This is a genomic window from Planctomycetota bacterium, from assembly GCA_039182125.1.
Taxonomy (GTDB): domain Bacteria; phylum Planctomycetota; class Phycisphaerae; order Tepidisphaerales; family Tepidisphaeraceae; genus JBCDCH01.
Window position 1 is genome coordinate 50,521 of sequence record JBCDCH010000013.1, and the last position, 17,790, is coordinate 68,310.

General features: G+C 65.6%; 24 protein-coding genes. All 24 read left to right on the top strand.

Annotated elements, in window-relative coordinates; translation table 11 throughout:
• Positions 1–402 carry a hypothetical protein gene (locus tag AAGD32_05260; protein MEM8873650.1) on the top strand — a complete coding sequence of 134 codons (402 nt, stop codon included), beginning with the start codon at positions 1–3 and terminating at the stop codon, positions 400–402.
• Positions 399–1,349 (top strand): hypothetical protein, encoded by a 951-nt coding sequence (locus AAGD32_05265; protein MEM8873651.1) that lies wholly within the window; start codon positions 399–401, stop codon positions 1,347–1,349. Before AAGD32_05260 ends, AAGD32_05265 begins: the two co-directional genes overlap by 4 nt.
• Positions 1,350–1,364: 15 nt before the next feature.
• Positions 1,365–2,216, top strand: coding sequence for a hypothetical protein (locus AAGD32_05270; protein MEM8873652.1), 852 nt, complete (start codon positions 1,365–1,367; stop codon positions 2,214–2,216).
• Positions 2,213–2,752, top strand: coding sequence for a hypothetical protein (locus AAGD32_05275; protein MEM8873653.1), 540 nt, complete (start codon positions 2,213–2,215; stop codon positions 2,750–2,752). The genes AAGD32_05270 and AAGD32_05275 overlap by 4 nt, the downstream gene beginning before the upstream one ends.
• Entirely contained in the window at positions 2,752–3,375 is a 624-nt protein-coding gene (locus AAGD32_05280; protein ID MEM8873654.1) for a hypothetical protein, read from the top strand. Before AAGD32_05275 ends, AAGD32_05280 begins: the two co-directional genes overlap by 1 nt.
• A gap of 35 nt (positions 3,376–3,410) precedes the next feature.
• A complete protein-coding gene (locus AAGD32_05285; GenBank protein MEM8873655.1) occupies positions 3,411–4,355 on the top strand; it encodes a hypothetical protein in 945 nt (314 codons plus the stop codon).
• A 187-nt stretch (positions 4,356–4,542) separates the two neighbouring features.
• Positions 4,543–4,929, top strand: coding sequence for an HNH endonuclease signature motif containing protein (locus AAGD32_05290; GenBank protein MEM8873656.1), 387 nt, complete (start codon positions 4,543–4,545; stop codon positions 4,927–4,929).
• 99 nt (positions 4,930–5,028) lie between these two features.
• Positions 5,029–5,697 (top strand): hypothetical protein, encoded by a 669-nt coding sequence (locus tag AAGD32_05295; GenBank protein ID MEM8873657.1) that lies wholly within the window; start codon positions 5,029–5,031, stop codon positions 5,695–5,697.
• 56 nt (positions 5,698–5,753) lie between these two features.
• A complete protein-coding gene (locus AAGD32_05300; GenBank protein ID MEM8873658.1) occupies positions 5,754–6,101 on the top strand; it encodes a phage terminase small subunit P27 family in 348 nt (115 codons plus the stop codon).
• A 49-nt stretch (positions 6,102–6,150) separates the two neighbouring features.
• Positions 6,151–7,737, top strand: a complete 1,587-nt coding sequence (locus AAGD32_05305) for a terminase TerL endonuclease subunit (protein ID MEM8873659.1) — start codon at positions 6,151–6,153, stop codon at positions 7,735–7,737.
• Complete coding sequence (locus AAGD32_05310; protein ID MEM8873660.1) at positions 7,737–8,990, top strand: phage portal protein; 1,254 nt, start codon at positions 7,737–7,739, stop codon at positions 8,988–8,990. The genes AAGD32_05305 and AAGD32_05310 overlap by 1 nt, the downstream gene beginning before the upstream one ends.
• Positions 8,983–9,513, top strand: coding sequence for an HK97 family phage prohead protease (locus AAGD32_05315; protein ID MEM8873661.1), 531 nt, complete (start codon positions 8,983–8,985; stop codon positions 9,511–9,513). The genes AAGD32_05310 and AAGD32_05315 overlap by 8 nt, the downstream gene beginning before the upstream one ends.
• A 29-nt stretch (positions 9,514–9,542) precedes the next feature.
• Positions 9,543–10,904 (top strand): phage major capsid protein, encoded by a 1,362-nt coding sequence (locus AAGD32_05320; protein MEM8873662.1) that lies wholly within the window; start codon positions 9,543–9,545, stop codon positions 10,902–10,904.
• 83 nt (positions 10,905–10,987) lie between these two features.
• Positions 10,988–11,203: a hypothetical protein gene (locus AAGD32_05325; protein ID MEM8873663.1), complete on the top strand. Its 216-nt coding sequence runs from the start codon at positions 10,988–10,990 to the stop codon at positions 11,201–11,203.
• Positions 11,203–11,745, top strand: coding sequence for a head-tail connector protein (locus tag AAGD32_05330; GenBank protein MEM8873664.1), 543 nt, complete (start codon positions 11,203–11,205; stop codon positions 11,743–11,745). Before AAGD32_05325 ends, AAGD32_05330 begins: the two co-directional genes overlap by 1 nt.
• A complete protein-coding gene (locus tag AAGD32_05335) occupies positions 11,745–11,981 on the top strand; it encodes a hypothetical protein (GenBank protein MEM8873665.1) in 237 nt (78 codons plus the stop codon). The genes AAGD32_05330 and AAGD32_05335 overlap by 1 nt, the downstream gene beginning before the upstream one ends.
• Positions 11,978–12,310 carry a head-tail adaptor protein gene (locus AAGD32_05340; protein ID MEM8873666.1) on the top strand — a complete coding sequence of 111 codons (333 nt, stop codon included), beginning with the start codon at positions 11,978–11,980 and terminating at the stop codon, positions 12,308–12,310. Before AAGD32_05335 ends, AAGD32_05340 begins: the two co-directional genes overlap by 4 nt.
• A gap of 2 nt (positions 12,311–12,312) precedes the next feature.
• Positions 12,313–12,759: an HK97-gp10 family putative phage morphogenesis protein gene (locus AAGD32_05345; GenBank protein ID MEM8873667.1), complete on the top strand. Its 447-nt coding sequence runs from the start codon at positions 12,313–12,315 to the stop codon at positions 12,757–12,759.
• Positions 12,756–13,172, top strand: a complete 417-nt coding sequence (locus AAGD32_05350) for a DUF3168 domain-containing protein (GenBank protein MEM8873668.1) — start codon at positions 12,756–12,758, stop codon at positions 13,170–13,172. The genes AAGD32_05345 and AAGD32_05350 overlap by 4 nt, the downstream gene beginning before the upstream one ends.
• A 21-nt stretch (positions 13,173–13,193) precedes the next feature.
• Positions 13,194–13,643, top strand: coding sequence for a phage tail tube protein (locus AAGD32_05355; GenBank protein ID MEM8873669.1), 450 nt, complete (start codon positions 13,194–13,196; stop codon positions 13,641–13,643).
• A 30-nt stretch (positions 13,644–13,673) separates the two neighbouring features.
• Entirely contained in the window at positions 13,674–14,018 is a 345-nt protein-coding gene (locus AAGD32_05360) for a hypothetical protein (GenBank protein ID MEM8873670.1), read from the top strand.
• A gap of 77 nt (positions 14,019–14,095) precedes the next feature.
• Positions 14,096–14,341 (top strand): hypothetical protein, encoded by a 246-nt coding sequence (locus AAGD32_05365; protein ID MEM8873671.1) that lies wholly within the window; start codon positions 14,096–14,098, stop codon positions 14,339–14,341.
• On the top strand, positions 14,341–17,388 hold the full coding sequence (locus AAGD32_05370; protein ID MEM8873672.1) for a hypothetical protein: 3,048 nt from the start codon (positions 14,341–14,343) through the stop codon (positions 17,386–17,388). Before AAGD32_05365 ends, AAGD32_05370 begins: the two co-directional genes overlap by 1 nt.
• 2 nt (positions 17,389–17,390) lie before the next feature.
• Positions 17,391–17,790: hypothetical protein (locus tag AAGD32_05375; GenBank protein ID MEM8873673.1), on the top strand; the 400-nt coding region annotated here is incomplete at its 3' end.

Here is a 17,790-nt window from a genome sequence, read left to right on the forward strand (position 1 = left end):
ATGTCCGATTCCACCAAGAAAAGTGCCTGGGAGTTGCTGAAGTACGCCACCGGGATCCTCGTGCTGCTGATCGGCCAGTTCGTCGCCACGGACAAGGCGATCGACAGCGTCGAGTCTCGCCAGGACCGTGCCGAGGTTAGTGCCGAGTACACGATCAAGCAGATCGCGGAACTCAAGAGCGAACTCGCCGAAGCGTCGAAAGATCGGTGGACAAGCAAAGACCAAGAGGCGTTCTCGAAGGCGATCTACAAAGAGATCGGCCAAGTTGCCGCCACCCTCTTGCAGGTCTTGGAGGAACAGAAGGCCCGGATGCCCTGGTTCACCGCGTTGCGAACCGACGTGCTCATGCTCCAGCGTGACGTCGGCGACCTGAAACAACATCAGAGGCAGGAGGACAAGTGACCGCCAAAGACCCGCTCGTCACCGCAGCCGAACACCAGCGCCAGCAGCAGGCGAACTTCCAGCGTGGCCTTGAGGCCATCGGAACACTGCCGCCGGGCCCGACGCGTGACCAGCTCACCGAGTTCGCCCACCAGAGCAACTTCCGCGTGACCGAGATGGCGGAGGTGCTCGCGAAGGTCCTGGGCGACATCAAGATGCCGGCTTTGCGCGAGGAGTGGAAGCCGCCGACCGACGAGGGCTACAAGCCGAAGCCCGGCGAGCGGATCGAAAGGCGGCAGTTCGCCGGCGGTCGCAACGGCGTCGACCTTGGCTGGGCCCGGCGTGACATCAAGATCATCGACTGCGACTTCATCGGGCAGTCGCGGTACCCGATCTGGCTCGGGAGTGCTGCCGACGAGGCTTGGGCGGGCAAGGGCCCGGTCGACGAGTTGCTCATCCAGGGCTGCCGGTTCTGGCCGTCCCAGTGGGAGGCGCTGCTCCGCGGCTACGGCAATGGCCACCGGGTCATCGGCTGCACCGGATGGATCGCCAACCCGGACAAAGGCGGCATCCGCTTCGCCGCCGGCGACGACAAGGAAGCCCGCGACAACACGATCGTCAACCTCTGCAAGCGGACGCAGAGCGGTATCGCGTTCTGGCCCCACGCCAACCCCGAGTCGGCCGACCCCTCCGACCGCATCCGGGGTGCCAGGGCGATCGGCAACCGCCTGACCCACGCCAACATCTTCGTCGGTGACAACGTCGAAGACGCGGTCGTGACCGGCAACACCTTTGTCGACGTCCCCGACGACGAGCCGCTGCTGGTGATCAGCGGGGGCGATCGCAACACCAAGAAGTCCGGACGGTCCGGGTTCCGTGCTCCCAACGTCACCACCGATATCCCGCGTGACCGCATCCGCCTGGAGCGTGGTGCGACGTGGGACAACGTCACGCTCCTCGCCGCCTGACCCACACCCCTCACGATGAAAACCATCGCCTTGATCCTCACGTTGCTCGCCGGCCTCGGCGTCGCGGCCTCCGACCATGTGACACGCGTCGATACCGACGCCGGCCCACACGTCCTGCCCGCGCTCACCAACGTCGACGCGCTGGCCGATGCCGGCTTCGCTATCGATATCGACGTGCTCGCCGGCCACGTCACGAGTCGGTACCCGAGGCAGATCGCGGGTCCATCCGCCGACGCCGGCGTGGCCCTGGCGAACCGGCACCTGCTGCCCGGCCTGCTCATCCTCGACTACGAGCGGGACGACGCGGAGGTCAACGCGGCCCTCATCCGCCAGCTACGCCAGATCCACCCCTACGAGCCGATCGCCGCCTACGACTACCCCGGCGGACCACTGGCCCACCACGAGGAGATACAGCGGCTCAAGCCGGCCCTGGAGCGTCCCCGCAACAAGGCGACCGCCCAGCGCTGGACACGCATCAACCAGGACCGCATCGCCGCGAAGCGCGACCCGCACGAGTTGCTGCGGGACATGGTCGACTACGCCGCGCCGGTCGGTTACTCGTACTACTGGCACAAGCTCACCCCCGAGCAGTTCGGGGCGGCCAACGCGGCCAAGCTGGCCGAGGCGGCCGAGTGGGGCCTGCCGATCGTCTACTTCGTCTCGCCGTACCAGCGCGGCATCAGCAAGGGTGACCGCCGCGTCCGCATCCCGGACGCCTACCAGGCGGCCCAGCTCCGTGCCCTGCGTGACGTGGGCGGTCAGCCGATCGTGTGGTTACAGGCCAACTCCGACGCCGAGGCGGTCGAGGCCGCCGGCGACATGATCCGACTCTGGCGGCAGGTGTGCATGGAGGATCAGGGACGATGACCCTCAAGGACTACATCGCCGACGGACAAGCATCGGACGACGACGCGGCAGCGGCTTCGGCCTACAACGCCGATTTCAGCCGTGCCCGGACCCTCTGGGTGACCCCCGAGACGCTCATCAGCCGGCTCGCCGCCGACCACGGTGCCGACGGCATCGCCGCGGCGCGTCGCATCGTCGGGGGGCTCAAGGCTGCGGCCGCCGCCGATCCGCTCGTGGAGATCGCCGACCACCGTCTTCGTAATAGCGAAAAGGGCCTCAACCTTGGCGACGCATCGACACTGGGCGTGGTTCAACAGCTCGTCGAAGGCGGGGCGTTGCAGCCCAGCGACGCGGCGATGCTGACCGCGTTGGTGCTCGGTCCGCCCGTCACGGCCGAGGATGTCGACGCGGCCCGTTCGCAACTCGCCGACGAGGAAGCCCGAGCCGATCGACGGACGATCGCCGACACGTGGCTCGCCGACGCCCGGACGGTGGCCCAAGCCCATGTCGATGGCCGGCTTACCGGTCTACCCGCACTGCCGAAGGTGACCGACTGATGACCGCCCCGGCCGGCTCCAACTACATCTACACCGCCCCGGCGTCGGGTCCGATCTGCCTTGAGGTGGAGCATGCCACCCGCATCGCGAGCGGACCGGACGGCGATCTTGAGCTCACCACGGTCAACACCCCGTCCGAGAGTGCGTTGCAGGCGGTGAAGCCCAACGGGTTCGCCAGCATCTACAGCACATGGGAAGCGGCCGACGCGCCTTACGCCGAGTTCGAGCTGACCGACGTCCCCACCGGCGACTACCGCGTCTGGCTCCGCACGCACCGCGACGAGGATGAGGCCGGTCACGACACCACGTTGGTCGGGGCCACCGGAGGCACGCCCGTCGGCATCTTCGCACGCCACCGATTCAACGGCTTCGCGTCGGGCTGGGGGTGGGAGGACAGCCGCTTCTCGGGGGACAAGCTCACGCTCGCCGGGGACGTGACGCTGCGGATTCAGCTTCGCGAGCCGCTGCTCAAGCACGACCGCATCCTGTTCACGACCGACACTGGCTACGACCCGTCAACGGTGGCCGGCGGCGTCGGGCCCGCTGCACTGCTCCCGCCGTTCGGTGGTGGCGGTCGTCGCACGCCGGCCCTCGTGACCGGGGAAGGCGGATTGCTGCCGTGATTGGGTCTATCCCACCAGGAACGACCGACGGCCGCATGGTCGTCGCGTTGTACGACGATGAGGGCGTGCCCGTGACGTCGATCGACGCGTCGGACCTGACCGACAACGCGACCAAGGTGCAGTACCTGCGTGACGGCGGCACCTGGGTGGACGGAGCATCGGCCACGCTCAAAACGCTGGGGGCGACTCACGTCGATGGCGGGATCGCCAACCTTGCGGGCGGGGCAGCGTGGCTGGTGGACATGCCCGATGCGGCGTTCGCCGACGGGGCCGGGTCGGTGGCCGCTCGGTTGCATCCGCTTCCGACCGGCGTGGCCGAGTGCTCGCCGGGGGTGCGGATGATTGATGCCGCCGTATCGGGCGTCCCCGCGGCAACGTGGAGCGCTGGTAATCGCACGCTCACCGGGTTCGACTTCCCTGTCGGAACAGGTGCCGGTGACCACCTGCTCACGGTCAACGTGACCAGCACCGGTGGCAACGTGAGCGGTGCCACCATCACCGTGCAGACATCGGCAGGTGTCCGCCACGCGGTGGTGCAGACCGACGTCAACGGGCAGGCCACCGTCGGGGTGTCGGACGATATCTACGCACTGATCGTCAAAGCCACGGGCTACGACAGCATCACCGATGCCGTCGAGGTCGATGGCGACAACGCGACGAAGCTGATTACGCTGACCGCCACGGCGACGGCCGAGCCCGCACCTGCGGGATTCACCAACGTTCCGTACCTTGCGACCGATGCCGACGGCCAGCCGCTTGCCGGTGTCGAGATCACGGCCACGATCACCCGCACGGCTCACGACGACGTCGGCCACGCCTACGCCAAGACCCAGACCCGCACGACCGACGCCGCCGGCGTGGCCACGCTGATCCTGCCGCACAACTCGACCGCCGACGTCGAGGCCGGTGACGTGCGGGAGAGCGTGACGGTACAAGCCGAGGCGAGCACCGCCGTCCGATCAATCGTGATTGCCACCTGATGCCAGCTCAAGCACCCCAGCCCGCACCGCCAAGTCCGAAGCCGCGGCCATCACCGCCGCCGCCTCCCAAGTACACAAACAATGGGCAGGCGAAAACGAATCCATCACCGGAAGACAGACACGTTTTCGGCCACTTCCGCATTCCGGACGATGCACGACTGACCATGCGGGACTTTCGTACCGACTGATGCCACGTCACGCTTGCCGCCATCCCGGATGCCCTCGCCTGCTCACCGAGCGTGGCTACTGCCCGAAGCACGCAGGCAAGGCCGAGCCCGAGCATCGCAAGCACGACGCCGCCCGAGACGCGGACCATGCACGTCGCAAGGCGATCTACAACAGCAAGCAGTGGCAGGTGGTGCGTGCCGAAGTACTCGAAGCCGAGCCGATCTGTCGCGAGTGCTCGCGTGAGTTCGCCACCGACGTCGACCACATCAAGCCGCTGGCCGCTGGCGGCGACCCGTTCGACCGGGACAACCTCCAGCCGCTATGCACGGCCTGTCACCGCCGAAAGACCGCACGGGAGCGTCGTGAGGGGCTGGCGGGCCATCGGAAGCCGACCCGCAGGGGGTAGGGGGTCGGCAACTTTTCAGCCGAGTCTTCCAGACCAAACCCGCCCTGTTTTTTTCTTCGTGATCTATTTCCGCCGTCTCAAAAATCGGCGCATCGACCCGTGCCAACCGCCGTCGCCGACCTGAAACTCAAGTCGCTCCCGCTCACCGGGCTCAAATGCCCCACCGGTAAGCGGTCAGACCGGAACCACGCCGCCGTGCCGCTGGGCATCGGTGCCGACCGCAGCTTCCGCGAGAAGGGACGCCGCCACCGCACCCGGATGCTCAAGCACGCGAACCGTGCCGCCGAGCTGATCGGCACGCTGCCCGGACCCGATGAGTCCATCCAGGTGCTCATCGCCGCGACCATCGACGGTTGGGCGTGGGTCGACGCGACCATCCAGCTCGCCGGTGGCATCAAGACGCTCTACATCGCCACGCTCGGCTTCAACGACCGCAACGCCGACGCGCTCATCACCGCCATCGACAATGGCAAGATCGGCCGCGTCGAGATGATCGCCAGCACCTACTACGCCGCAACACCGGACAGCATCTATCCGCAGCTCGCCGAGGCGCTGCGGAGCCGAGGCATGCGGATCGCCGCACCCCGCAACCACGCGAAGATTCTGGCGTGCAAGCTGCCCAACGGTCGGACGGTCACCTACCACGGTTCGGCGAATCTGCGGTCATGCCGCAACGTCGAGCAGGTGGCGATCGAGGGCAGTTCCCGTGTGTTCCGTTTCTACCGCGACTACATCACCGACGCGATCGACGCCGCCGGAAACGCATGAGTACCCGAGGCCGCAAGCCTAAGCCGAAACCGGACCGCAACTCGAAGACGCCGACCGTGCCCAAGTCGCTGGGTAAGCAAGCGGCGGCGAAGTTCCGGGCGCTCACGAAGCTGCTCACACCGCACCGCATCCTCACCGATGCAGACGTCGATGCCCTTGCCGTGCTCGCCAGCGCCCTCGCGCAGTACGACCACGCCGAGGGGGAGATCGCCAAGTACGGCACCGTGATCAAGAGCGCCCAGGGCGTCCCGATACAAAGCCCGTACATGAGCGTGCAGCGGTCGGCGTGGGAGCGGATCAAGGTGCTGCTCCCCGAGTTCGGACTCACGCCCAGCGCCCGCGTGCGACTCGGCATGGTCACCGAAGACGATGACAACAGCGACGACGAGTTCAGCAACCTCTGAATCCTGCCCGGAAACGTGGCGGGATCGGTGGGAGGCTTGGCGGGAGGGATTGGTCGATGACGACCGGTACTACTTCGACGCCGAGAGGGCCGAACACCCGATCAAGTTCATCGAGACGTTCTGCCGGCACTACACCGGGGACTTCGCCGGCAAGCCGTTCCTGCTCGACGAGTGGCAGAAGACGATCATCCGCGACCTTTGGGGCTGGCGTCGCCGTAGTGACGGACGCAAGCGGTTCAGCGAGGGCTACATCGAGGGGCCGAAGGGCAGTGGCAAGACCCCGTGGGGTGCGGCGCTGGGCCTCTACGGGCTCGCCGGCGAAGGCGTCGCCGGGGCGGAGGTCTACTGCGTCGCCGGCAACACGCTCCAGTCGTCGATCGCCGTTGACGCCGCGAAGCGGATGGCGAAAGCCCACCCGCGTCTGACCAAGGCGATCGAGTCGAAACGCTACCACCTCAACCACCGCAAGACCGGTAGCGTGATGCAGGTGTTGTCCGGCAGGGCAGAGGGCAAGCACGGTTTGAAGCCGGGGCCGTTGGTCATCGGCGACGAGATTCACGAGTGGAGCGACCGCGAGCTCTACGACAGCATCAGCTCCGCCGCCGCCAAGCGGGAGTGCTTGATGCTTTGGCTCACCAACGCCGGCGTCGATCGCAACAGCGTGTGCTACGAACTGCGAACGCGGGCGGAGAACGTGCTCAAGGGCGAGTCGTCGGAGACGACGTTTTACCCGGCGGTGTTCGGCCCCGTCGACCCCGACCCGAAGCACTGGTTCAACGAGACGCTCTGGCAGCGGGTTCATCCGGGCATCGGTTCGATCGTGAAGCTGGAGGACATCCGCCGCGAGTGGGACAAGGCCCGGGAGACGCCAGCGCTGCAACCTCGAAACGCCCGGCTCTACCTGGGCGTGTGGACGCAGACCGCCGCAGGCTGGACGGACATGGACTTGTGGGACCGATGCACGGGTGACTTGCCGCCCGACGACGAGCTGGCCCAGATGGAGTGCTACGTCGGCTTCGACCTGTCGACGAGCGACGACCTCACCGCCACCGGCAATGTCTGGTACGACCCCGACGCCGATCACGTCTACGTGCGGACCTGGGCGTGGATCACGCGCAAGAAGGCCGACGATTACCAACAGCAGGACGGGACGCCGTACCACGCTTGGGCCCGCAAGCACCGGCTGACCATCATCCCGACCGCGACCATCAGCGAGACGGAGATCGAGGACCACATCGCCGCCCAAGCCGCCGACAACGACGTCCGCGCCGTGGCTTTCGACCGTCACAAGGCCGGACGGTTGACCAACGGGCTGGAGGACATGGGCCTGCCCTGCATCGCCGTGCAGCAGACCACGGTTGGACTCAACCCCGCGATGATCGAGCTCTCCAACCGAATGAAGGCCGGCAGCATCACGCTCGATCACGACCCGCTGCTCCGCTGGCAGGCCGGCAACGTCGAAGTCGTCGCTGACAACAACGGGAACATCCGGCCCGTGAAGCACGCCGCCCGGGGCAAGTACGAGGGCAACCGCGCCAAGAAGATCGACGGGTTCATGGCGATGCTTTTTGGCCTGTCCCGCGTCGCACTCCATGACCCCGCTGAATCCGACGGCGTCGCCGTCATGGTCATCTGATGAGCATCATCAACGCACTCCGCGAGAAGTTCGCCACGGTGATCTACCCGGTCAACCGCATCGGCGACCCGACGCAGTCGATGACGCCGATGAGCGAGGCGACGGCGATGGGGATCCCCGCGTTCTTCAGCGGCGTGAGCTTCCTCGCCCTCACGCTGGCCACGCTACCCGTGCATGTGCTGCGGAAAACTGACAACGGGCGAGAGAAGGCCAACGACCACGACCTCAAGGCGCTGCTCGGCACGTCACCGAGCGAACTGAACACCGCTGCGCAGTTCTGGGAGACGTTGTTCGCACATGCGGTGTCGTGGGGCAACGGCTACGCCCTCGTCAAACGTGACCGATCGGGCAAGCCGACGGAGCTGCTCAACGTCGCCCCGCATCTCGTGGTGCCGACCCGCGTGAACGGTCGCACCGTCTACGCGCTACGGGCCGAGAACGGCGGCGAGGCGATCCCGGTGCTCGCCCGCGACATGTTCCACCTGCCCGGACTCGGCTACGACGGGATGCAGGGATACAACCCGGTCCGCCTGCTCGCCGAGTCGTTGCAGCTCGGCCGGGCCGCCCAGAAGTTCGGCACGGCGTTCTTTGCCAATGGGGCGAGGCTCGGGGGTGTCATCGAGTCGGACAAGAGACTCACCGACGAGCAGGCCGCCGACATCAAGCGTGTCGTCGAGCACGACTACAGCGGCCCCGAGAAAGCCGGCAAGTGGCTCGTGCTCCAGGGCGGGGCGAAGGCCAAGACGTTGTCGGCACCCCCGGAAACCGCCCAGCTCATCGAGACGCTGAACATCAGCGAGCACCAAGTTTGCCAGATTCTCCGAGTGCCCCCGATCCACGTCTACGACTTCGGCCGGGCGACGTGGGGCAATGCGGTGGAGATGGACCGGCACACCGTTCAGTACAGCTTGCGACCTTGGATCATCAAGGCCGAGCAGGAGTGCCGTCGGAAGTTGCTCACCGCCGTTGAGCGGGAGCAGGGCTACTACGTCCAGTTCAGCGTCGACGGCCTGCTTCGGGGTGACCCGAAGACGCGGATGGAAGTCAGCCGCCTGCGTCTCGGCGAGGGCCTCACCAACATCGACGAAGAACGCGAAATGGATGACCGACCGGTGTTGAACACGCCGTGGTCGAAAGCGTATCGCGTTCCGGCCAACAGCATGTCCGCGGAGAAGCTCGTGATGCCAGCACCCGCCGACTTCGACGGGACGCCGCCGACGCCGCCCGAACCCACGGAGACGCCCGATGCCTAGTCCCGGCAAGCTCACCGGCTACGCCTTGCTTTACAACGTTCTGTCGGCCGACCGTGGTGGTTACCGCGCTCGATTCGCCCCCGGTTCGATTAAGTACCCCGAGGACGGTGACGTGCGGGCGCTCTACGGCCACAGCGAGCTTGCACTGCTCGGACGTGTCAGCAGCGGGACGCTCCAACTCCAGGACGACGGGACCGGCATCAAGTTCGCGCTCGACCTGCCCGACACCACGGTCGGCCGCGACGTCGCGGAGTTGGTCCGCCGCAAAGACATCGTCGGGTGCAGCTTCGGCATCTGGAGCATCACCAAGTCGTCGTGGGTCGTCGAGGACGACATCGAGATTCAGGACTACGGCCAGTGCGTGATGGATGAGATCACGATCACCGGCAACCCGAGCTTCCCGCAGTCATCGGTCCGACTGATCGAGCCGGACCAGCCCGACCCCGGTACGCCCAGCACCACGCCACGCCGGAACATGGCGGCGCTGGCGCTGGCCGACATCGAACTCCAGGCGGTCGCCTGAACATCGTTTCCCCATACCCCAGGTTCACCATGACCCACAGCAACCCGTTTGTGCGTGCGGCCGCCCTTGCCGCCATTCTCTCCACCGGCCTTGCGGCCGACGTCCCCACCTACCACACGTTCGAGGACGCCGGCGATGCCAAGTCCGAGGGCGATGACGACTCCACCGACCCGCAGGACGGCGAGCGTGAGACGTTCGACGCCCTGAAAACCAAGGCCCAGGCCATCATCGACGGCGCGAAACAGGAGGACCGCGAACTTTCCGACGATGAGAAGGAGAAGTTCGAGGGCATCACCAAGAAGCTCCGCCGTATGAAGGACGCGAACGACCGCGAGGCCGACCTTGCGAAACTCGACCTCCAGACGTTCGGCAACACCAACACGAAGAAGGCTCGCGATCTCGTGACCTCCGCACCAAAGCTCCCGGATGATCCGGGTGCCAAGGAGCCCGATGCCAAGGAGAAGTTCGAGCGGGACGTCGCAAAGTTCGAGACGTTTGTCCGGACCGGCGAACGCCCGGACAACTACGAGAGCTTCACCATCACCACCGGCGTCAACGGCGGGGTGCTCGTGCCGCGTCGCATCGGCTCGCCGATGGTCGTGAAGCGGACCGCCGACGCCTACCGCCAGGCGATCGCCGCCCGCGGCTTCTCCCCAATCCAGACCGACTCCACCGCCGAGTGGAAAGAGCCGCTCATCGACGACACGGCCAACACTTCGGAGTTCCCCGAGGCCGAGAACGACCGGACCGAGAAGGAAGCGGAACCGGCCATCACCAGCATCACGCTCGGTGCTCCGCTCCACCGCAGCAAGGCGGTGTGGTTCAGCAACACGCAGCTCGCGACACAGACCAACCTCATGTCGTACATCGAGCCGCAGCTCTACCGCCGCGTCGATCGGCAGCGTGAGGCGAACATGACGACCAAGATTCTGGCCAACGCCACGCAGGTCGTCACCGGGGCCGCCACCGATGGCATCACCTACCTCGAAATCCTCCAGGTGAAGTACACGGTGCCGCGTGCCCACCGCGAGAGCGGCGTGTTCATCATCAGCGACCAGCTCGCCCTCGCCATTCAGGGCCTCACCGACAACCAGGGCCGCCCCCTGTACGTCGCGTCCATCAAGGACGGTGAACTGGACCGGTTGGCGGGCTGGCCGGTGTTCGTGGCCGACTCTCTGCCGGACCCGGCCGCCAACAACAAGACGCTCATCGCCGCCAGTGCAGAGGCGTTGCGTATCCGCGATGTCACGAGCGGTGCTGCCGCGCAACGCATGGCACGCTACGCCGAACTGCCGGATCACCCCGATCAGGTCGGCATGGAGCTGTTCGAGAACGGCGACGAGAACTTCCACGACCCGTTCGTGGCCGTGTTCCAGCACGCCGCCGCGTAGTCCTCAACCCACCCGCCGGCTTGACCGCTGGCGGGCGGTATGCACGCCGTAACCCCACCCCGGAGCCGCAAATGATCGTGAAGATGACCCAAGCCCTCGCCACCCCGCGTGGCACTTACCAGAAGGGCGACACCTACGACCTGCCCAACGAAATCGCCGAGCGGTTCGTCGAGAAGAAGATCGCCGAGCCGTTCACCGCCACGCCGCCGAAGCCCACCGGCCGAGCGTCGAAGGGCGCAAAAGCATCGGTCAAAGGCGACAAGCAGCAGCTCGATACGCCGAAGTCGGAGAAGGTGTGATGCGCCAGCCGATCAACATCACCACCGTCACGCCGCCAGCCGAGACGCCCGTGAGCTACACGTTGGTCAAGGACCACATGCGCGTGGACGGCGACGAGGAGCGTGAGCTGATCCTCCAGATGATCGCCGCCGCCACCGAGTACGCCGAGGCGGAGTTGCAGCGGTCGCTCGTGAGCCGCACGCTCAACTCCGAGTACGGCGAAGGCCCGGCCGATCGGTCGCACTGGCTCCCGCGTGGGCCGGTGTCGGAGATAACGACCGTTGGCGGCGAGGCAGCGTCGGGCGTTTCGCTCACCCGGATGGGCGGACGGGACATCGCACTGTTCGACAACGGGGCCGCACCCGCGGGGCCGACCTCAATCGAGTATGTCGCCGGATACGGGGACGCCGAGGCGGTCCCGGCCGACATCAAGCAGGGCATCCTCATGCACGTTGCTCACCTCTACGACATGCGCCACAGTGCCAGCGATCGCCCCACGCACGCAGTGGAGCATGGCCTCGACGCAATCTACAACCGACATCGCATTGGAGGCGTGTTGTGATGAAATCCAACGAGAAACGCTACCGCTTCATCCGCCCGTGGCAGTCGCGGCAACCCGGTGATGAGCGCGTGTTCGAGATTGACTACGGCGACATGCTGGTTCGCCAAGGCATCGCCCAGCCGGTTGACGAAGACGTGATCGCAAAGGCGGTCGAGCCGCGGAAGCTGGCAATGCGGCCGCCGAACCCTGCTCAAACGTCCGAAGACGATGAGCAGACCAACGACGAAGCCGAATGAATGCCGGTGATCTTCGATTCCGGGTGACCGTGCTTTCCGCCGAGGCGAACAAGTTGCCCAACGGCGAGCGCACCACCACGTACCGGCCATCGGTTCGACTGTGGGCAGACGTTCGACCGGAATCAGCCAAAGAGGAGATTGAGTCAGCCCGCGCCGCCACCGCTGCGATGTGGACGGTTTACTTCCGCTTCCGTCCATCAGTGGTATCCACAGACCGACTCGCCTTTCACTTCGCAGGCCAGTCGGTGACGCTCGACATCATCGGAATCACGCACGATTCGAAACGCACTTGGACCCGTGCCGTGTGTCGCGAGGCGGAGCAACTGTGAGCATGACCATCAACAACCTCGACCAGCTCTACGAGCTGCTTGGGCAGCTCGGAGAAAAGTCGGTCCGAAAGGCAGCAAGAGCGGGCGTGGCTGCGGGCTCAACGCCCATCTCCCGCGAAGCTCGAAGCCGAGCAAATCGCGAGTCCGGGGCACTGAAGCGGAGTATGGGTAAGCGAACCAAGAGCTACCGCAGCGGCGTCGTCGTCGCCACGGTTGGCCCGCGTCGTGGGGTGAGCTTTGAGTATCAGGGTGAGCGGCGGACTCCCGCCCACTACGCCCACCTAGTCAACAACGGCCACCGCAACCGCGACGGATCGCACACTCCCGGATCGCACTTCATGGACGACGCCTTCGATGCAACGTCAGACGAGGCCGAGCGAGTCGCGGAGGCGAAAATCATTGAGAAGCTCACCAGCGAGGCCCAACGGCTCGGCCAGAAACTCCGATGACGCCTGACGTCGACACCGCCGTACTGACTTGCATCCGGTTGTGCCCCGAAGTGCTGGCCGCGGTCGCCGATCGCGTCCGCCCCGTGGTGCTGGGGCAGGGAGACCGCCGACCCGCCATCACTTACGAGCCGGTCGAGGACGACCACTTCGACGGCGTCGACGGCAGCACGAGCGAGTACACGCTCACCACCTACGACTTCGACATCTACGCCGATACGCACACGCAGGCTCGGTTCATCTCCGAGGCCCTGCGAAAGCATCTGCACAGCAGCGAGTTCGTTGCCGCCGGCATCGACTGCACATGGTTCTGCGACGGCACCCGCGTCGTCCGCGACAAACCTACCGACGGAGCGCCCGCTCCCGTCTATCACATTCGTCAGACCTACCGCCTGCTCTGGGCCGCGGTCGACTAACCACAATCACCGGAGACCATCATGGCCAAGGACACTAAGGGATTTGGTGCCGTGCTGGCGTGGGGCGACATCACGCTCGACGCTGACGGCTACCCCGACCTCGCCGCAGCGCTTAGCGCGTCTTACACCCCCTTCACGAAGCTGGAGAGCTACACCGCTCCCGAGCAAGACGTCGAGGAGACCGAAACCCGCACGCACCAGAGCCCGGATCAGTACGCCGAGCCGAGCCAGGACTGGAAGACCAACGGCGAACTCACCGCCGTGATCCGCTACCGCAAAGACGAGTACGCCGCATTGCTGGCCGCCCTCGCCGTCGACAAGGCGTGGAAGGTCACCTACTCCGACGGCACCACCGACGAGTACTGGGGCTACCTCAAGAAGTGTCGCCCCACGACGCCGACCAGCGGTCCGATGAACGTCGAGATCACCGTCCGCTGCAAGGGCAAGCCGCGAAACACGCCCGCCGCATAACGCCCGCACCACCACCCTCAACCCATCACCATGAGTCTCAAAGACACCATCCTGCAAACCCGGCCCCGCAAGGCCCAGAAGCTCCACGTCCCCGAGTGGGACGTCGACGTTTACGTCCACGCCATGACCAGCGCCGAGAAGGAGGCGTGGGAAGACAGCATCACCGACCGGAAAGGTCGGGTCCGCAAGAAGAATCTGCGGGCCGACCTCGCCGTCGAAGTGCTCCGCGACGCAGACGGCAACCGCATCTTCGACCGCGATGACGTCGAATTGCTGGCCGAGCAGCCGGCCAGTGCGTTGAGCCGCGTCTACGACCTCGCCATGAAGCTGAATGGCGTGACCGCCGACGACGTCGACGAGCTTGAGGAAAACTAAGGGGGGACGCCGACCGCCGCATCGACTTCGAGCTTTGCCTCGCGCTCGGCGTCCCCCACCCCGACCACCTCGACACGTTGCTGACACCCCGCCAGCGGGTCGAATGGCAGATCTACTACCAGTTGTTCCCGTGGGGCGGCTACCGCGTGGACAACGCCGTTGCCCGCACCACTCAAGCAGTGTTCGCAAGCGCAGGCGAAAGCTCGCCGCTTTCCGACCACATGTGGCACCCGCCACCGACCGCCGAGCAGCTTGAGCAGCAGGCCGAGATGAGACGCGTCGAGTCTCAAGCCGCCGCCGCCCGAGACGTCCAGATCGACTGATGGCGACCATCGCCAAACTCAAGATCGACCTCATCGCCGACACCCAGAAGTTTGCCGCCGGCATGGCCAAGGCCAAGGCGGTAAGCACCGGGTTCGGTAGGTCTGTAGCCGCGACCGACGCGATCACGCGGAAGTTCGCCGGGACGCTGCTGCGCGTCGGTTCGATCGCCACGGGCCTCACGTTCGCTGCGGCCGGGGCGGGCTTGTCGGTGCTCGTGACGCAACAGTTCGCTGCGATCGACGCAACCGCCAAGTTCGCGGACGTCATCGGCATCGGCACGCATGAGCTGACCGGCCTACACCACGCCGCGGAACTGACCGGCGTCGGCACCCGCACGCTCGACATGGGCTTGCAGCGGATGACCCGACGGATCGCCGAGGCCGCGAACGGAACAGGGGAAGCCCGAGCCGCGTTGTTGGAGTTGAACCTCGACGCCCGCAAGCTAGCGGCGGCCGGTCCGTACCGAGCGTTTCGCCAGATCGCGGACGTGATGCAGACCATCCCCAACCAGACGGATCGTGTCCGGTTGGCGTTCAAGTTGTTCGACAGTGAGGGCGTCCGGTTGGTCAACACCCTTGCGCTGGGATCGGAAGGGCTACGGGAGGTGGATCGCGAGGCCGCGAAGCTCGGGCTCACCGTGTCCCGCACCGACGCCCGCCGGATCGAGGAGATGAACGACTCGATCACGCGGGTGCGGGCCGCGTTCACTGGGACGGCCCGCATCCTCGCCGTCGCCCTCGCGCCCGAGGTTGAGCGGGTCGCCGCCGACTTCAACGAGTGGGCGCAGGCCAACGGGGGGCTGGCCCCAAAGCTCGAACGCACGACGCGATCAGCGGCCGGGTACGTCCGCACGGCCGCCGAGTTCGTCAAGGAGAACCGTGGGGCGATCATCGTGGTCGCCAAGCTCGCCGTGGGCGTGGTGGCGTTGTCGCTCGCCTTTTCGGTGCTGGCACGTGTGATTGTTGTCGCCAGGTCCGCCATGTTGATCTTCTTCGCCGCAGCGGTCATCACGCGCGTCGGCATGGTTCTGCTCCGCGTCGCTGTCATCCGCACGACCGCCGCGTTCGTCGCCATGTCTGCCGCGAAGGGGGTGCTGTTCGCGCTGAAGTTCGGGCTACTGGCCGTCGCCGCCGTCGCGGTGAAGGTTGCCGCGGTGATTGCCGCCGTCGTTGTCGTAGGTGCAGCACTGACCGCTGCGGTTATCGCGACCAACCGGTCCGTCCGAGAGGGTGTGAACTGGTTTGAGGCGTATGGCGATGCCGCCTACAGCATGGCCGGTGGTCTGGTCAAGACGGGTCTCGCACTCACGGGCCTCGACATCGCGTTGCTCGGGGCGTCGAAAGCCGCGATGGACTATCAGGAGATGTTGAGCAACCTCGATCGCTCGGGCCGGTTCGTACGGCAGAACCTCCAAGCCCAGGCCGAGGCCGCCACCGCCGCCAACAAGCCGCTCGGAGAGCAAATCCTGCTGCGTGAGCAGGTCATCGACAAGCTCGCGAAAGAGGTCGAGATGCAGCGCCAGCTTCGTGACGCCGCGCCGATCGGTGACCAGAAGGAGAGTGCCCAACGACGGCTCAACTCCCTCAACGCGATGCTCAACGAGACGAAGTTCGAGGTCGCGGCGATGGAAGACCTCGACCTCATTCGGCCGGACCAAAGCGGGGCCGTTGAGGAAACCGTCAAGGTTCTCGACGACCTGCGTAAGAAGATCGACGCGCTACAGGGTCGCCGGATTGATCTACCGCATGTGTCACTGGCGATGCCGAGCGGAGCGAGCGAGCAAGAGATTGCGGAGATTGAGCGATACGCCCAGCACTACAACAAACTGGAGGGAGCAAGACTTGGTGCAAAGAGCGTTCGCGAGCTGGAGCGTGAGATACATCGGTATGGAATGACCGCCGCCGAGATTGCGGAGGCGGACGCGCTCGAAAACTTCGCCACGCCCGAAGACGCCCGCCGCGTTGGTGAACTGACCGAGCAGTTTGTGAAGCTACGCCAGAGTGCAGACATCAGCGATCGCATCGCCGCGGCCAAGCGCGAAATCTTCGCGCTCACTCATGGAGACATCGCCGCACAGGTCGCGGTCGCCGTTGACGACGGCGCCAGTTCCGAGCAGGCAGCCGAGTTGCGTGACGAACTGATGAGGCTCAAGCGGACTCGGATCACGACTGGCATCGGTGACGAGTTGAAGTCCGCCCGCCGTGACCTCGAAGCGTTTCGCTACGGCGAGATCAAGGTCAAGCTCGACGAGCTGAAACGCGCGGGCGCAACGATGCAGGAGCTGCAGGATGCAAAAGACAAGCTCACCGAGGCGACTACGTACAAGTTCAAGCTAGAAATGGAACAGCAGGAGCGCGACATGCTCCGCCAACTCGCGGAGATGGACGGTCGAGGTATTGAGTTCAGGCTAGAAGAACTGCGGTTGCAGGGTCTCGATCAGACGCAACTCGACGAAGCCCGCAGGAAACTGGAGCACCTTGCCGAGCTCCAACGACAGGTCGACCAGAAGCAGATCACCATCAATGTTGAGCACAACCTTGACGATTTACGTATCGAACTAGAGCACTTCGGAAAACACCGGGCCGAGATTCAGTACCAGAAAGACATTGCTAACGGGGTCGACCCGCAGCTTGCCGGCCAGCGTCGAGACGCGGCGTTGGAGCTGGATCGCAAGCAAGCCGCAGCCGACATCGTCGACCGGAACAAAACCGCCGCCGAGCGTGCTCAAGAAGAACTCGACAAGGCTCGCGACCTCAACGCCCGCGGGCTGCTCGACGACGACCAGTTCGTTCGCGAACAGCGCCGCATCAGCGGCGAACTCAATGGCGACGAGGCCGAGGAAGAGAGCATTGATCGCCGCAGCGCGTCGCTCATCGACCTGTCCACCGGTGCCGGTCAAGCCCAGCTCGCCCGTATGCAGCAGCAGCGGGCCGGGGCGACCGTGGAGGAGAAGCTCCTCGCCGAGCAACGTGGCGGAAACCGATTGCTCGAACGCATCGCCGACAACACCGCCCGTCGCGAGCGTCAAGAGCAAGTCGAGTTCTGACCATGCCGTACCTGCGAAAAAAAGAGGATTGGCCCCGCATCCGCATCGGCTCCGCCGGCGTGGAACTCACGCAAGTGTGGCACCTCGAATTCGACGCCCAAGCGGACACGGTGTTGAGCGTCTACGACACGCCGAACCTGCTCCCTGCGTACCGATCCGACTACCCCAGTCGCACCGACCTGTACCTCGACGACGCCGAAGTGACATGGACCGGTGTTCACAGCGGCATCGGGGGCCAACGCTTCAAGGCGACGCTCACCTACCGCAGCAAAGCCCCGGACTTCTACGCCAACCCGCTGGATCGGAAGGTGGTGATTTGGGGCGGTGCGGAGCGGACCGAGGAGGTGTTCGGCGACGTCGACGGCACCACGAGGACCCACTCCGCCGGTGAGGTGTTCGGCC

Bases quoted from the DNA above. Each gene is read 5' to 3' on its own strand.
- AAGD32_05355 (MEM8873669.1), top strand. From the start codon at position 13,194: ATGGCCAAGGACACTAAGGGATTTGGTGCCGTGCTGGCGTGGGGCGAC.
- AAGD32_05330 (MEM8873664.1), top strand. From the start codon at position 11,203: ATGCGCCAGCCGATCAACATCACCACCGTCACGCCGCCAGCCGAGACG.
- AAGD32_05260 (MEM8873650.1), top strand. From the start codon at position 1: ATGTCCGATTCCACCAAGAAAAGTGCCTGGGAGTTGCTGAAGTACGCC.
- AAGD32_05335 (MEM8873665.1), top strand. From the start codon at position 11,745: ATGAAATCCAACGAGAAACGCTACCGCTTCATCCGCCCGTGGCAGTCG.
- AAGD32_05310 (MEM8873660.1), top strand. From the start codon at position 7,737: ATGAGCATCATCAACGCACTCCGCGAGAAGTTCGCCACGGTGATCTAC.
- AAGD32_05290 (MEM8873656.1), top strand. From the start codon at position 4,543: ATGCCACGTCACGCTTGCCGCCATCCCGGATGCCCTCGCCTGCTCACC.
- AAGD32_05320 (MEM8873662.1), top strand. From the start codon at position 9,543: ATGACCCACAGCAACCCGTTTGTGCGTGCGGCCGCCCTTGCCGCCATT.
- AAGD32_05340 (MEM8873666.1), top strand. From the start codon at position 11,978: ATGAATGCCGGTGATCTTCGATTCCGGGTGACCGTGCTTTCCGCCGAG.
- AAGD32_05270 (MEM8873652.1), top strand. From the start codon at position 1,365: ATGAAAACCATCGCCTTGATCCTCACGTTGCTCGCCGGCCTCGGCGTC.
- AAGD32_05285 (MEM8873655.1), top strand. From the start codon at position 3,411: ATGGTCGTCGCGTTGTACGACGATGAGGGCGTGCCCGTGACGTCGATC.
- AAGD32_05280 (MEM8873654.1), top strand. From the start codon at position 2,752: ATGACCGCCCCGGCCGGCTCCAACTACATCTACACCGCCCCGGCGTCG.
- AAGD32_05360 (MEM8873670.1), top strand. From the start codon at position 13,674: ATGAGTCTCAAAGACACCATCCTGCAAACCCGGCCCCGCAAGGCCCAG.
- AAGD32_05370 (MEM8873672.1), top strand. From the start codon at position 14,341: ATGGCGACCATCGCCAAACTCAAGATCGACCTCATCGCCGACACCCAG.
- AAGD32_05275 (MEM8873653.1), top strand. From the start codon at position 2,213: ATGACCCTCAAGGACTACATCGCCGACGGACAAGCATCGGACGACGAC.
- AAGD32_05315 (MEM8873661.1), top strand. From the start codon at position 8,983: ATGCCTAGTCCCGGCAAGCTCACCGGCTACGCCTTGCTTTACAACGTT.
- AAGD32_05325 (MEM8873663.1), top strand. From the start codon at position 10,988: ATGACCCAAGCCCTCGCCACCCCGCGTGGCACTTACCAGAAGGGCGAC.
- AAGD32_05350 (MEM8873668.1), top strand. From the start codon at position 12,756: ATGACGCCTGACGTCGACACCGCCGTACTGACTTGCATCCGGTTGTGC.
- AAGD32_05345 (MEM8873667.1), top strand. From the start codon at position 12,313: ATGACCATCAACAACCTCGACCAGCTCTACGAGCTGCTTGGGCAGCTC.